Source organism: Halomonas sp. KO116, assembly GCF_000734975.2.
GTDB classification, from domain to species: Bacteria; Pseudomonadota; Gammaproteobacteria; order Pseudomonadales; family Halomonadaceae; genus Vreelandella; species Vreelandella glaciei.
In genome coordinates, this window is sequence record NZ_CP011052.1 from 440,384 (window position 1) to 455,160 (window position 14,777).

Consider the following 14,777-nt stretch of genomic DNA (forward strand, 5'->3'; position numbering starts at 1 on the left):
GATGGGAAATGAAAAAGTTGATCCAATTACCATGCAAGTTATCAGTGGTGCCTTGGATACCATCGCGGAGGAAATGGGGCATGTGCTCTATAGAATGTCCTTTTCATCAATTATTCGAGAGTCACAGGATCTAGGTGCGGGCTTGTTTGATAAAAGTTATCAGACGATTTGTGAGTCTGAGTCAACGCCAATGCATATAGGATCAATCCCTGCTTATCTGAGAGGTGTTGAGAAAACTCTTCAGGATGGCGAATGGTATGAAGGAGATGTTGTTGTTCACAATCATCCTTACTATGGATCAAGTCACACCCCCGACTTGGCAATAATTATCCCAATATTTTATAAGGGTGAACTGGTCGGGTTTTCGGCAAACACGGCTCACCATATTGATATTGGTGCTGCAACACCAGGCCTTATTATAGATGTAGGAGATGTCTATGCTGAAGGGATGCTATTCGCAGGCCTAAAATTATATGAAAAAGGCAAAAAGAATGAAGGCCTTGCAAAAATGATCACTGCTAACAGCCGTGCATCTGTGCAACTTATGAGAGACATTGAAGCCCAAATAGCCTCAGCTCAGCTGGGAGTCAGAAGGTTTCAGCAGCTCCTTGATAAATATGGTAAAGATCTTACTTTCTCATCCATTTATCAACTCATGGACTACTCAGAGATAATGCTGAGAAACAAGATTGCTGAGATACCCGATGGGGAATATCGGGCTGAGGGGCTTCTTGATGATGATGGTAGGAACCGTGATGTACAGCTACCGGTTGTGGTTACTGTAAAAGTCAAAGGTAATTCAGTTACTGTTGATCTGACTGGTTCAGCCGACCAGACCCCAACAGCATATAATGTCCCTTTTGAAGGTTCATGCAAGGTGGCTGCATTTGCCGCATTTAGAAAACTACTGCTCGATTCCAGTAAATTGGAAGTCCCAATTCCTTCGAACGAAGGGTCTTTCCGGCCAATTGATGTAGTGGCACCCGAAGGTAGTATTTTCAACCCCATTTTCCCAGCTGCAGCTGAAGCACGTTTTACGCAGTGTAATATGATGATTGATCTGATCATCAAGGCTTTGGCGCCTGTTCTTCCTGACCAAACTATTGCTGGTAGCTCAGCCGCAATTTCCTTTGCTTCCTATGCAGGTTTAAAAGATGACGGGGATTATTGGGTCTTTTTGGAAGTAAATGAGGGAGCATATGGTGGGCGACCGCAATCTGACGGACCAGATGCAATTGATAACCTTATGGCGAATACCAGGAATAATCCCATCGAAGATTTGGGTATGCATTTACCAATGATCTGTGATCGATATGAGTTGCGAGATGACGCTATGCCTGGCGCTGGCAAATATAGAGGCGGTATCGGCGTTGTTAAGGCTCAGCGTGTCTTAACTCCAGGCTTTATTACGCATGAAAGTGAGAGGCATACTCATGTTCCATGGGGAGCATTTGGAGGTTCGGAAGGTGCTGTTGGTAAATGTGAGATCTACAACTATCTCTTAAAAGATGCCATTAACAATATGCCTTCAAAATTTTCTGGTTATGTAACAAAAGCCAATGATGTCATGGCATTTTATGCTCCCTGTGGTGGCGGTTATGGTAACCCCTTGGAGCGCACCCCAGAACAAGTCAGGGAAGATGTGCTTGATGATTTCTGCACTATTGCACATGCATACGATGCCTATGGCGTAGTGCTAAATGAAGACATCAGTGTTGATCACCTAGCAACTGCCGCAAGACGAAGTGAGATGGGGGCTTAACCCAGTTTCCAGGAGGGGGTAATTACTGCCCCCATTCTTAAATTTCCTAGGTTCTGATTCTTATTGACAGTTTTAAATAACTAAAGGTAAAAATATGACTACATCAGACTCTGGTGTTGGCGGGAAAGTCACGCCTATAGACTTCGACAAAAACCATTTGTTAGAGAAATCCATACTTCCCATTATTAATACCCAAAGACCTATTACCGCTTTGGGCTTTGTTTGGATATGGATTGGTATAGCTGTAATGATAGCGACTTTTCAGCTTGGTGCCAATGGTATAACGGGTGTTCCTCTTTTGCATGTAGTGCTAGTAATATTCTTTGCCAATGTTGTGTTGGCTTTGTTGATGCTGTTGACAGCCGATATTGGTACTGAACATGGACTTTCATTCTCAGTTTATCTCAGGGCGCCTTTTGGAGTGTATGGAACCCATTTTCCATCTGTATTTCGAGGCATCATTGCAGCTGTATGGTTCGGCATTCAAACATACCTTGGTGCACTAGCACTAAACGGTATCTTTGAGTATTTGACAGGATTTTCAAATTGGACTATCTGGTATGCCGTTTTTGCTATCGTGCAAGTGGCTAATACAGCAATGGGAATTAAGGCTGTTGAGAGGCTGGCTGCTATTGCTGCACCTGCCATTCTGGCAATCTCAATCTGGATGTATTTTACCTTGGACGTTCTTGCACAAACCCAAGGAATCAATATCTGGAGATTTGTTGGTGAACAGGATGTGACAGTGCTTACTCTTTTCCTTGCCAACGTAGCATTCTGGTCGACGCTTGCTATTGATATTCCAAATATTACACGATTTGTTAAGGCGCCTTCAGGTGAAAAGCGATTTTTCCATCGCAACAAAAATGTACTGTTGGCTCAGCTTTTAGCCCTCCCTGCTACTCAAGCCTGGATAGCGCTGATTGGTGCTGTATCCTTTATTGCTGCAGGAGAATGGAATCCAGTTACGGTCATACAGGGACAGGGCGAGGGATTAAGCTTAATTATTCTACTTGTTCTCGTCATTCTTGCTCAGTGGTCAACCAACAATGCGGCAAATCTGATTCCTGCCGCACTTGCTTTTGTAAATGCGGGAGCTCCAAAAATTTCTTATCCTGTCGCCGTGCTTATTTCAGCAGTCGTAGGAACGTTATTTATGCCATGGGCTATCCTTGACAACTTGTTCTCATTTCTCTTTTCTTATGGTGCATTTCTTTCGGCAATTGGTGGGATCATGATTGCTGATTATTACTTTATTAGAGGTAGGCGGCTAAATGTTCCCGACTTGTATCTTACAAGTGGGCAATTTTACTATTTTAAAGGTTTTAATCCAGCAGGTATTATTGCTTGGTTAGTAGCTGGTACGGTGGCATTTTATTCTGAACAGTGGGCTTTTGTTTTAGGTTTCTTGCTGGGCGCACTGATTTATTTCGTCATCATGCGACTGTTTGTGATGAAACGGTTTCCTCAGAAGGAATGTGACGAGCCTATACCGGACAAATACCTGGGAACTAGTGTTGGTTATGACTGGGTTTATAGTAGAGAAAATCAGAACTTCAAACGTGTGCATTTTAGTGAGCTGGACAATAATATTACGCGAGATTATCAATAAAATATCTTTTTGTTATCTGAAAAAAATATTATTGCTAATTATGGCATTAATAATTACAGAAATGTAATTGGACGACATTAAAAATGAGAGTTAATCTTTAAATTGCCTAAGGGCACATAATTACTTTGTTTAATCAATTGGATAATAAATCTCTTTAATTTGGAGTAAATAATATGTCTCAAGATCTAATGGCAATGCTGGAACAGGCTTTCGAAGAATCTACCAAGCTTTACAAGGAGCGTGGCTTTCAGCGGCGGGTCGGCTTCGGAAAAAAACCTGCGCTTATAAGCGTTGACCTCGCCAATGCCTGGACGCGTCCGGGCAATCCCTTCACTTGCGACCAGGAGAAGATGGATAACGAAATTATTCCGGGTATGCAGAAGCTACTCAAAGCGTTCCGTGCTGCGAATCTGCCTGTTATCCACGTTACGACGGCCTATGAGATCAATGACCGCAATGCCCCTTTCACCGATATGGGCCTATGGCACAACAAAATCCCCATTGAAGTTGTCGATCTTGCCAACAAGGATCTCTGGGCCATCGATTCACGCATAGCCCCAATTGAGGGTGAGTACACACTACTTAAGAAGCGAGCCTCTGCATTCCACGGTACCGAACTCGCTGGCATTCTGCGCGCCAATGATGTTGACACGATCTTCGTGACTGGTGTGACGGCCTGTGCTTGTGTGCGCCAGACGATTTGTGATGGTATCGCTGACGGGTTCCGTCCCATCGCAGTCAAGGAGTGCATCGGTGATCGGGTACCAGGGGCGGTGGCCTGGAACCTATTTGATATCGATGCCAAGTTCGGGGATGTCGAGTCCTTGGATCGCTGTATCGATTATTTGAACACCATCGGTCAATCCTGATCTTGACTCTATCGCCAGCTAACAGCTTAGGAAGCGAGCCAGCAATGGCTCGCTTCTGAGTTTAGTGGACAGGGACGGTGACAAGTTAGGCTATGATCTTCACTGTACTTAGATCTTGAGGATATCTTGCCATGATGACTGGAATGTCCTTGAATCCCTCCACCCAGGGCGAGAATCTATCGGTGGGCTTTGTCCTGCTTCATCGTTTCACCCTCCTGCCCTTCGCCGCTTTTATCGATTGCCTGCGTCTGGCCGCTGACGAGGGAGATCGCAGCCGTCAACTGCGTTGTCATTGGAACTTCATGAGCAGTGATGGCGAGGCGGCGCTCTCTAGCTGCGGCGCGACCATCTCACCTTGCGAGCCTTTTCACAATCCCAAAGAGTTTGACTATATCGTGATTATTGGCGGCGTTCAGGATGAAAGGGATGGGGTTGATACCACCGCCCTGGCCTATATGCGCCAAGCGGGGGAAGCCGGGGTGCCGTTGGTGGGCCTCTGCACCGGCGTCTTTGCAATGATTCAGGCGGGATTGATGAGTGGACGGCGTTGCTGTGTCAGTTGGTATCATCATCGAGACATGGTGCAGCGCTTTCCTGCTATTCAACCAGTGGCCGATCAACTGTTCATCGACGATGGCGACCGTCTCACCTGCGCTGGCGGGGTAGCCTCTGCTGATTTGGCGGCCTACCTAATTGAACGTCATTTGGGTAAAGCCTGGGCCATGAAAAGTTTGCATATTATGCTACTTGATGAGGCGCGTGCGGGCACATATCCGCAACCGCAGCCGGTGGTTTTCGGTAAGATCGAGGATCGTTTGGTGCGTCGAGCCATTACTCTTCTTGAGCAGCATTTGGGAGAGGCGATTTCGATGGATTTATTGGCGGAGCGTGTTGGAACCTCGCGACGAAATTTGGAACGTCGGTTTCGTGAGACTCTTGGCGTGGGACCGCAGAAATTCGCACGTGATCTTCGTCTACGCTATGGGGCTTGGTTATTGCATTACACAGGGAAAAGTATTACCGAAATAGGTGAGCGATGTGGCTTCGCCGATACCGCTCATTTTTCACGTCATTTTCGTAGTACTTTCAGTATGACTCCATCGGAAATGCGCAAACGTGCTAGCGTTCCGGATAGCGATCAGGTTGACCCATTCTTCCTCCATATTGATGGACTTTCCACTATCTAATTTCAACTTAACCCCCTAGAAGTAAACCCTAAATCCCTCTGTAAAAAACTATTAAAAACACGATTCGATAAGTAAAACTCTCTTTAACGTTCCCTGCGTTCATAAATCTTGTCGCATTTGTTCAATCTTTCTCTGCTCGCTTTGAGTATTAATAGTGAGTAAAGAAAACACTGGTATACCCATGGATTGGTTAAAAATTGCATCGTTATTCAGCGGCAAACCCAATTAGTTTTCCATCAAAAACAGTCCATAACACTGCTGTCGATAACAACAGGAGATTTTTATGAATTATTCCACCCTTTCAGCCTTCGACACCCAAATCGCTGCAGCCATTGCTGACGAAGCTGCGCGTCAGGAAGCGCATATTGAATTAATTGCCTCTGAAAATTATGCCAGTCGGGCTGTAATAGAGGCGCAAGGCACGGTGCTAACGAATAAATACGCCGAAGGCTACCCGGGTAAGCGCTACTACGGTGGCTGTGAACATGTCGATGTGGTCGAGCAATTGGCGATAAGCCGTGCCTGCGATTTGTTCGGGGCTGAGTATGCCAATGTTCAGCCACATTCAGGGGCTCAGGCTAATGCAGCCGTTTTCATGGCACTTATTAACCCCGGCGATACTGTTTTAGGAATGAGTCTGGCACACGGGGGGCATTTGACCCACGGCGCCGCGCCTAATTTTTCCGGCAAGCATTACCATGCTGTGCAATACGGTTTAAATCCGGAAACCGGCGAAATTGACTACGAGGAGGTCGAGCGTCTAGCGCGCGAGCACAAGCCGAAAATGATCATTGCAGGCTTCTCGGCGTATTCCTGCGTTGTCGATTGGCGCCGCTTTCGATATATCGCGGATGAAGTGGGCGCTTGGTTGATGGTCGACATGGCACATGTTGCTGGGTTGGTTGCCGCCGGACACTACCCAAGCCCGATTCCTCACGCTCATGTCGTCACGACAACTACCCATAAGACCTTACGTGGCCCGCGGGGTGGGTTAATTCTTTCTGATCATGGTGATGCCGCACTGTATAAAAAGCTAAATGGTGCGGTTTTTCCTGGCCAGCAAGGTGGGCCTTTGATGCATGTGATCGCCGCGAAAGCAGTCGCGTTCAAAGAGGCCATGAGCCAGGACTTTGTAAAATACCAGCAGCGAGTAATCGACAACGCCCGCGTCATGGCAAAAGTGTTCATAGATCGCGGCTTTGATGTGGTGTCCGGCGGTACCGATGACCACCTGTTCCTGGTTTCACTGATCAAGCATGGAGTAACAGGAAAGGATGCGGATGCGGCACTGGGACGGGCACATATCACCGTTAATAAAAATGCGGTGCCCAATGACCCAGAAAGCCCCTTTGTCACCTCTGGACTGCGCATTGGCACCCCCGCAGCAACTACGCGTGGCTTCATTGAAGCCGAATGCGCTGAATTGGCCAACTGGATCTGCGACATACTCGATGTCCTAGCCGAGCGTGGAAGTACGGAGGCGGTGGAGAGTGAAGTGCGTGAAAAAGTTACTGAGCTATGCGAACGCCACCCGGTTTATTGCACCACTGAAACCGATAAATCGAGCATAAGAGTGGAACAGACGGCCTCGTCCACTCTTTAACTGCCTTCACAAACTGGGAGAGTTTCATGCAACGCTATTCAGGATTCGGGCTGGCAAAGCACGCGCTCAGCCATCATGAAAACTGGGAGCGCCAATGGCGTAACCCCACGCCCAAGAAACAATACGAAGTCGTCATTATTGGTGGTGGTGGCCATGGCTTAGCCACCGCCTATTACCTGGCCAAAGAGCATGGGATTACCAATGTCGCTGTGGTCGAAAAAGGTTGGCTAGGCGGTGGCAACACTGCCCGTAATACCACCATCGTACGCTCCAACTATTTGTGGGACGAGGCGGCGGCGCTCTACGAGCACTCCATGAAGTTGTGGGAAGGACTTTCTCAAGACCTTAACTACAACGTGATGTTCTCCCAGCGTGGCGTGATGAATCTGGCCCACACGCTGCAGGACATGCGTGATGTACAGCGCCGGGTTAACGCTAACCGTTTGAATGGTATTGATAGCGAAGTGCTCACCCCAGAGCAGATCCAGGGAATCGTGCCGATTATGGACTGTTCGAAAAATGCGCGTTATCCCATTCTTGGTGCCTCATGGCAACCAAGGGCTGGCGTGGCACGTCATGACGCCGTGGCCTGGGGGTTTGCTCGTGCGGCGGATGCACTTGGCGTGGATATCCTACAGAACACCGAGGTCACCGGCTTCAAGATCCGCGACGGCCGCGTCTATGGCGTGCATACCAACCGTGGTGATATTGAAGCGAAAACGGTGGGGTGTGTGGCAGCGGGCAATTCAGGCGTATTGGCCAAAATGGCGGGCTTCAATCTGCCGTTGGAGTCTCACCCGTTGCAGGCGCTGGTGTCTGAACCCCTTAAGCCGGTGTTGGATACTGTGGTGATGTCCAACCATGTTCACGGCTATATCAGCCAGACTGACAAGGGCGACTTGGTCATCGGCGCTGGCATCGATGGCTATAACGGCTACGGCCAGCGTGGCAGTTATCCCACTGTTGAGCACACCTTGCAGGCTGTTGTGGAAATGTTCCCCATCTTTTCGCGGGTGCGTATGAACCGCCAATGGGGGGGCATTGTGGATACTTGCCCCGATGCTTGCCCGATCCTTTCCGCCACACCGGTTAAGGGGCTTTTCTTTAACTGTGGCTGGGGTACCGGTGGCTTCAAGGCCACACCCGGTTCAGGCCATGTATTTGCCTGGACATTGGCCAAGAATCAAACACATCCGATTGCAGCTCCGTTTTCTATCAACCGTTTTCATACCGGCGCTCTTGTTGATGAGCACGGTGCTGCAGGCGTGGCCCACTAAAAGGAGTCAGTACTATGTTTCATATCTACTGTCCTTATTGCGAAGAGCTCCGCGAAGAAGAGGAGTTTCATCCCAAGGGCCAGGCGCATATCACTCGGCCAGCCGACCCTGAAGCCTGTAGTGACAAAGAGTGGGGCGACTATCTGTTTTTCCGCGATAACCCGCGCGGTATCCACCATGAGCTTTGGGTACATGCCATTGGTTGTCGCAAATTCTTTAATGTCACGCGTAACACCGTGAGCTACGAAATTCTCGAAACCTACCTGATAGGTGAGCAGCCTTCACTCACTGCTGAGAGTCTGGCGAGTAAGGAAAAGTCAGAGGGCGTGCAGGTTGCCGAAGCTGGCCAGCAAACGGTGGGCGCAAGTACAAGCGCGGTGAACGTCTCCGAGGGGGCCAAGGTATGACACGTAATACACATCAGACCCATCGCCTGCAGCAGGGCGGACGTATAGACCGCTCCCGCACGTTGAGCTTCACCTTCAACGGCAAGCAGTATCAGGGCCATGCCGGTGATACCTTGGCTTCAGCGCTGCTCGCCAACGGTGTGGATATCGTCAACCGCAGTTTCAAGTATTCGCGGCCGCGAGGGATTGTTGCTGCCGGGGCTGAAGAACCCAACGCTCTGGTGCAGTTAGGCAGCACCGAGGCCGCTCAAGTGCCCAATGTACGAGCCACGCAGCAGGCACTCTTTGATGGCCTTGTGGCCCGCAGCACCAACGGCTGGCCTAATGCCCAGCGCGACATGATGAGCTGGGTGGGTAAGCTGGGTGGCCGCTTTATGCCACCAGGCTTCTACTATAAGACGTTTATGGCACCTGCCTCCATGTGGATGACCTACGAGAAATTTATCCGCAAAGGTGCGGGGTTGGGCCGTAGTCCGATGGAGCGTGATCCAGATCATTACGACCATCTCAACCAGCACTGTGATCTGCTGGTCATTGGTGCAGGTCCTGCAGGGTTAGCAGCGGCAAGCAGCGCAGCGCGCAGTGGCGTGCGTGTCATCCTTTGCGATGAACAGGAGGAAATGGGGGGCTCACTGCTCGATAGTCACGAACTACTCAATGGCCAGCCGGCGGTTCAGTGGGCCGAACAAGTAGTGAATGAGCTTGCCCAGCTCGGTAACGTTACCCTGCTGCCCCGCACTACGGCGAATGGCTATCACGACCACCACTTCGTAACGCTGCATGAGCGGCGCACCGAGCATCTAGGCGAGACGGCTCCGCTAGTTGATGGACACCGCTCTAGTCGTTCACGCATGCATCGGGTACGCGCGGGGCAAGTATTGTTAGCCACAGGCGCCCACGAGCGACCGTTGGTGTATGGCAATAATGATGTGCCGGGCAATCTGATCGCAGGGGCTGTGTCGGCTTATATCCGTCGCTATGGTGTGGTGCCAGGCACCAAGCTTGTGCTTTCCACTACCAATGACCACGCCTATCGCGCGGCGCTCGACTGGCTTGATGCGGGCCGGGAGGTCGTCGCCGTTGTGGATGCTCGCAAGGCGCCGGATGGCGATATGGTAGAGCGGGTTCGTGCGCGTGGCGTGCGCATCATTGAAGGCGCAGCCGTCATTGAAGCGAATGGCGGTGACCGGGTAAACGGGGCACGCGTCGCGACGATTGATGCCGACGCATTCAAAGTGATCGGTCAGGCGGAAACATTGCCATGTGACACTATTGCCAGCTCCGGCGGCTATAGTCCGGTCATTCACCTGGCGTCTCATACCGGCACTCGGCCGACCTGGGACGACGAGGTTCACGGGTTTGTCCCCAGTTTGGTGAAAGGCGTGCATGCCGCCGGTAGTGCACGGGGCGTTTATGAGCTTGCGAGTGGCCTAGCGGATGGATGTGACGCAGCGGTTGAGGCGCTATCGGCACTGGGGTTATCGGCGTCGCCTATTGCGCTGCCACAGGTTGAGGTGTGTCGTCACGGGTTAGCCTGCACGCTATATCAGGTGCCCCACGAGAAGCCTACCCTGCGAGGCCCCAAACAGTTTGTTGATTTGCAGAACGACGTTACGGCGGCCGCCATCGAGTTGGCCACCCGTGAAGGGTTTGAGTCGATTGAACACGTTAAACGCTACACCGCGATGGGCTTTGGCACCGATCAGGGCAAGCTTGGCAATATCAATGGAATGGCGATTGCGGCACGTTGCCTAGGTAAGTCGATACCTGAGGTAGGCACCACGGTGTTCCGGCCTAATTATACGCCGGTAACGTTCGGCGCCATTGTTGGCCGCCACTGTCGCGATCTGTTTGAGCCCGAGCGTTACACCGCACTGCATCAGTGGCATGTGGAAAACGGGGCAGAGTTTGAAGATGTAGGCCAGTGGAAACGCCCTTGGTATTTCCCGAGAACCGTAGATGGCAAGAAAGAAGCTATGCATGACGCGGTGGCAAGAGAGTGTCTAGCGGTTCGCCAAGGGGTGGGCATTTTAGATGCGTCGACGCTGGGCAAGATCGATATTCAAGGGCCAGATGCCAGAGAGTTCCTGGGCCGAATTTACACCAACAAGTGGGCAAAATTAGCCCCTGGGCGTGTACGTTATGGGCTAATGTGCAAAGACGACGGCATGTTGATGGATGACGGAACCACCAGTTGCCTGGCTGAAAATCACTTTTTGATGACCGCCACCACCGGTGGCGCGGCTGCCGTAATGGAGTGGCTGGAACTGTGGCATCAAACCGAATGGCCTGAGTTACAGGTGTTTTTTAATTCGGTAACCGACCACTGGGCAACTATCACGGTCACCGGGCCTGAGGCCCGTAAGCTGCTAGCCGAGATAACCGATATCGACCTTGATCGTGATGCCTTCAAGTTTATGGATTGGCGGGAAGGGACAGTCGCGGACGTTCCTGCACGCGTATTCCGCATCTCCTTTACGGGTGAACTCTCTTTCGAGATTAATGTTCAGGCTAACTATGCGCTGCATGTCTGGAAGGCACTTTTCGCACATGGAGAAAAGTACGACCTGACGCCCTACGGAACCGAGACCATGCACGTGCTGCGGGCTGAGAAAGGTCTAATCATTGCGGGTCAAGAAACCGACGGTTCGGTCACGCCAGAAGACCTCGGAATGCAATGGGCGGTGGGTTACGACAAGCCTTTTTCTTGGGTCGGCAAGCGAGCGCTGACACGTTCGGATACGCGCCGGGTGGATCGCAAGCAGATGGTGGGACTAAAACCTAAAGATGCTTCAGTGGTGTTAGAAGAAGGTGCTCAAATTGTTTTCGACCCCGATCATCCCATTCCCATGCCAATGGTGGGGCACGTTACGTCAAGTTATTACAGCCCGATACTCGAAAGCGGGTTCGCACTGGCGTTGGTAAAAGGTGGGCATCTGCGCATGGGTGAAGTCGTCTATTTGCCTATGGGCGATGGTAAGACCCATGCCGCCGAAATCGTCAGTCCTATCTTCTACGACCCTAAGGGAGAGCGTCAGCATGTCTGAACAAACGGTAACCGGCACCAATGTTTACGATGTTCGCCCCATAACCGAGGTGCTGGCAGAATCCCCGCTGGCCTGGTCTTATCATCATACCGGCCGCCCTAGTGTCTCCGAAAGTAGCCGCGTGGTGATACGTGAACGTGCCATGTCAGGCCAGTTAATCTTGCGCGGTGGTGCCATTGTGCTTGACGAAGCGGTTCGACAAGTCCTTGGCGTTGGCCTGCCTGCGCGTCCCAACACGTTGAGCCAGGATGCAAGCGGTGAACGTTCGGCTCAGTGGCTATCACCGGACGAGTGGTTACTGATCGTCCCAGGAGGGGAAGAGTTTTCCTTAGAGGGACAGCTGCGCAAGGCGCTGGGCAATGCCCACTACGCCATCGTCAACGTTAGCGGTGGCCAGACACTGCTTGAGCTTGAAGGCGAACGGGCCACAGAGCTGTTAATGAAGTCGACACTCTATAACGTTCATCCTGCGGCCTTTCCCGTTGGGAAGGGCGTTACCACGGTCTTTGCAAAAAGTAATCTGATCCTACGTCGGCCTACGGAAAACCGTTGGGAGCTGGTGTTGCGCCGTAGCTTCGCCGATTACCTGTATCGCTGGCTGCTTGATGCGGGTGAAGAGTACGCCATTGGCGTCGACGACTGATGAGGTGAAGCCGGTACTCACCGGCTTCACCCGAGAGGAAACTACTATGCAAGATAAAAACAACCGCTGGATATTGGCAGCCCAGTGTGCCAGCCGGTTAGGCACCGTAGATGTCGTTACTCGCTTTTTGAAAGAGCAACGATGTTATATCACCGAGCAGCAATCGTTTGATGATCGACTCAGTGGGCGCTTTTTTATCCGTACTGAGTTTCATCCCGAAGATGAAGCGTTCGATGCTCATGCCTTTCAATCGGGGTTCGCCGAACGAGCCGATGATTTTGGGATGAGTTTTGAACTGACGGCACCAGGAACGCGAATGCCGGTAGTGATTATGGTCTCCAAGGCCGATCATTGTCTCAACGATTTGCTCTACCGCTACCGCATTGGACAATTGCCCATCGACATTCGCGCTATTGTTTCCAATCATCCTGATTTAGCGACCCTGGCCGAATGGCATGACATTCCTTTCCGCCACTTACCGATTACTCCCCAAACCAAGGCGGAACAAGAAGCGCAGGTCTGGAAAATCGTGGCAACAACCGGTGCCGAGCTGGTCATTCTGGCGCGCTATATGCAAGTGCTCTCAAGCGAGATGTGCGGAAAGCTGGCGGGTAAGGCGATCAATATCCATCACTCTTTACTGCCGGGTTTTAAAGGGGCCCGCCCCTATCACCAGGCCTATGAAAAAGGCGTCAAACTGGTGGGGGCTACTGCCCATTACATCAACGATGATCTTGACGAGGGCCCCATCATCACGCAAGGGGTCGAGCCCGTCAGCCATGCTGATTACCCTGAAGACCTAGTGGCCAAGGGACGTGACATAGAGTGTATAACGCTCGCTCGGGCCGTCACTCTACATGTGGATCGTCGTGTCTTTCTGCATGCCAGCCGTACGGTAGTTTTTGACCGTTAGTCTGATAATGACAACTCTTCTGCAAGGTAGATAAGCATGCCAATCAGTGTTTTTGATCTTTTTAAGATCGGCGTTGGACCATCAAGCTCCCATACGGTCGGCCCAATGCGGGCCGCTTTCGACTTCGTCGGCGAACTGGAAGCACATAAGCTTTTAAACGAAGTCACTCGTGTTGAGGTGCATCTGTTCGGCTCTCTCTCGGCGACGGGCATCGGCCACGGCACAGATCATGCCGTTATTATGGGGCTGATGGGGAAAAGGCCTGATGAGATCGATCCAGACATCATTGGATCCTCTATCAAGGCTTTAAAAACATCTCAGATGTTGTCTCTTAACGAACAGTATCGAGTGACCTTTCAGTGGGAACGTGACATGCAGCTTTTCGAGGAAAGCTTACCTCACCACCCTAACGCCATGTGTCTAATCGCACATGGTCAAAATACTGAGCTATATCGCAACACCTATTACTCGGTCGGCGGTGGCTTTGTGGTAGATCAGGCACAGGCCGAGCGAGGTGAACTGGATAGCGATACCACCAAGCTTCCATACGACTTTCATACCGCCGCCGAATTATTAAGGATGTGCCAGGCAAATGACTTGCGTATTAGCGAGTTAATGCTGAAAAACGAATGCGCTTGGCGGAGCGAGGCAGATATTCGCAAGGGACTTTGCGATATTTGGGAGGCGATGAAAGCTTGTGTGAACAAAGGACTAGAGGCAGAGGGCGTGTTACCAGGAGGGCTCAACGTTCGGCGGCGAGCTCGCTCGCTACATCAGCGGCTACTTACAGTAGAGGATAGCCCGTCACTGATCACCTCAACGTTCTCGGCCATGGATTGGGTCAATCTTTATGCGCTGGCAGTCAATGAAGAAAACGCTGCGGGTGGGCGTATGGTCACTGCCCCGACCAACGGCGCGGCAGGTATTATTCCGGCCGTCTTACACTACTACATGCAATTTAGAGAGGGGGCCAGCGAACGAGACGTCGTGGACTTCCTTTTGGCAGCTGGTGCTGTGGGCATTCTATGCAAGAAAAACGCCTCCATTTCGGGGGCCGAAGTAGGTTGCCAAGGGGAGGTGGGCTCTGCCTGTGCGATGGCAGCCGCTGGCCTAGCGGAATTGATGGGCGGTAGTGTCGAGCAAGTGGAAAACGCCGCTGAAATAGGTTTAGAGCACAACCTCGGGCTGACGTGTGATCCTGTGGGTGGGCTAGTACAAGTGCCGTGTATTGAGCGTAATGCCATTGCCTCAATAAAAGCTATTAATGCGGCACAAATGGCGCTGCGAGGTGACGGTGAACATTTCATCTCTTTAGATAAAGTTATCCGTACCATGCGGGATACGGGCGCTGATATGCACGATAAATATAAAGAAACTTCGAAAGGAGGGTTGGCTGTTAATACGATTGAGTGTTGAGCCAAAGAAGTCAGCGAGAATGAAATTAACACAGTTAACGT

Annotated in this window: 11 protein-coding genes; all 11 read left to right on the forward strand. The window is 51.0% G+C overall.

What is annotated here, in order from left to right; translation table 11 throughout:
* The first annotated feature begins 1 nt into the window (after position 1).
* Complete coding sequence (locus KO116_RS02125; protein WP_035556536.1) at positions 2–1,762, forward strand: hydantoinase B/oxoprolinase family protein; 1,761 nt, start codon at positions 2–4, stop codon at positions 1,760–1,762.
* 94 nt (positions 1,763–1,856) lie between these two features.
* Positions 1,857–3,374: an NCS1 family transporter gene (locus KO116_RS02130; RefSeq protein ID WP_045812048.1), complete on the forward strand. Its 1,518-nt coding sequence runs from the start codon at positions 1,857–1,859 to the stop codon at positions 3,372–3,374.
* Between the two features lie 173 nt (positions 3,375–3,547).
* On the forward strand, positions 3,548–4,243 hold the full coding sequence (locus KO116_RS02135) for an isochorismatase family protein (protein WP_035556539.1): 696 nt from the start codon (positions 3,548–3,550) through the stop codon (positions 4,241–4,243).
* Between the two features lie 131 nt (positions 4,244–4,374).
* Positions 4,375–5,430, forward strand: a complete 1,056-nt coding sequence (locus tag KO116_RS02140; protein ID WP_235272477.1) for a GlxA family transcriptional regulator — start codon at positions 4,375–4,377, stop codon at positions 5,428–5,430.
* A 283-nt stretch (positions 5,431–5,713) separates the two neighbouring features.
* The gene (gene glyA / locus KO116_RS02145) at positions 5,714–7,033 is read left to right on the forward strand and encodes a serine hydroxymethyltransferase (protein ID WP_035556541.1); all 1,320 of its coding nucleotides are present in this window, start codon (positions 5,714–5,716) and stop codon (positions 7,031–7,033) included.
* A gap of 26 nt (positions 7,034–7,059) precedes the next feature.
* Positions 7,060–8,310 carry a sarcosine oxidase subunit beta family protein gene (locus KO116_RS02150; protein ID WP_035556543.1) on the forward strand — a complete coding sequence of 417 codons (1,251 nt, stop codon included), beginning with the start codon at positions 7,060–7,062 and terminating at the stop codon, positions 8,308–8,310.
* A 14-nt stretch (positions 8,311–8,324) separates the two neighbouring features.
* The gene (locus KO116_RS02155; RefSeq protein ID WP_035556546.1) at positions 8,325–8,717 is read left to right on the forward strand and encodes a sarcosine oxidase subunit delta; all 393 of its coding nucleotides are present in this window, start codon (positions 8,325–8,327) and stop codon (positions 8,715–8,717) included.
* The gene (locus KO116_RS02160; RefSeq protein WP_035556549.1) at positions 8,714–11,764 is read left to right on the forward strand and encodes a sarcosine oxidase subunit alpha family protein; all 3,051 of its coding nucleotides are present in this window, start codon (positions 8,714–8,716) and stop codon (positions 11,762–11,764) included. Before KO116_RS02155 ends, KO116_RS02160 begins: the two co-directional genes overlap by 4 nt.
* On the forward strand, positions 11,757–12,407 hold the full coding sequence (locus KO116_RS02165; RefSeq protein ID WP_035556551.1) for a sarcosine oxidase subunit gamma: 651 nt from the start codon (positions 11,757–11,759) through the stop codon (positions 12,405–12,407). Before KO116_RS02160 ends, KO116_RS02165 begins: the two co-directional genes overlap by 8 nt.
* 46 nt (positions 12,408–12,453) lie before the next feature.
* Positions 12,454–13,320 (forward strand): formyltetrahydrofolate deformylase, encoded by an 867-nt coding sequence (gene purU, locus KO116_RS02170; RefSeq protein ID WP_035556553.1) that lies wholly within the window; start codon positions 12,454–12,456, stop codon positions 13,318–13,320.
* 36 nt (positions 13,321–13,356) lie between these two features.
* The gene (locus KO116_RS02175) at positions 13,357–14,736 is read left to right on the forward strand and encodes an L-serine ammonia-lyase (protein ID WP_035556555.1); all 1,380 of its coding nucleotides are present in this window, start codon (positions 13,357–13,359) and stop codon (positions 14,734–14,736) included.
* Positions 14,737–14,777: the final 41 nt, after the last annotated feature.

Bases quoted from the DNA above. Each gene is read 5' to 3' on its own strand.
- KO116_RS02125 (WP_035556536.1), top strand. From the start codon at position 2: ATGGGAAATGAAAAAGTTGATCCAATTACCATGCAAGTTATCAGTGGT.
- KO116_RS02130 (WP_045812048.1), top strand. From the start codon at position 1,857: ATGACTACATCAGACTCTGGTGTTGGCGGGAAAGTCACGCCTATAGAC.
- KO116_RS02135 (WP_035556539.1), top strand. From the start codon at position 3,548: ATGTCTCAAGATCTAATGGCAATGCTGGAACAGGCTTTCGAAGAATCT.
- KO116_RS02140 (WP_235272477.1), top strand. From the start codon at position 4,375: ATGATGACTGGAATGTCCTTGAATCCCTCCACCCAGGGCGAGAATCTA.
- glyA (WP_035556541.1), top strand. From the start codon at position 5,714: ATGAATTATTCCACCCTTTCAGCCTTCGACACCCAAATCGCTGCAGCC.
- KO116_RS02150 (WP_035556543.1), top strand. From the start codon at position 7,060: ATGCAACGCTATTCAGGATTCGGGCTGGCAAAGCACGCGCTCAGCCAT.
- KO116_RS02155 (WP_035556546.1), top strand. From the start codon at position 8,325: ATGTTTCATATCTACTGTCCTTATTGCGAAGAGCTCCGCGAAGAAGAG.
- KO116_RS02160 (WP_035556549.1), top strand. From the start codon at position 8,714: ATGACACGTAATACACATCAGACCCATCGCCTGCAGCAGGGCGGACGT.
- KO116_RS02165 (WP_035556551.1), top strand. From the start codon at position 11,757: ATGTCTGAACAAACGGTAACCGGCACCAATGTTTACGATGTTCGCCCC.
- purU (WP_035556553.1), top strand. From the start codon at position 12,454: ATGCAAGATAAAAACAACCGCTGGATATTGGCAGCCCAGTGTGCCAGC.
- KO116_RS02175 (WP_035556555.1), top strand. From the start codon at position 13,357: ATGCCAATCAGTGTTTTTGATCTTTTTAAGATCGGCGTTGGACCATCA.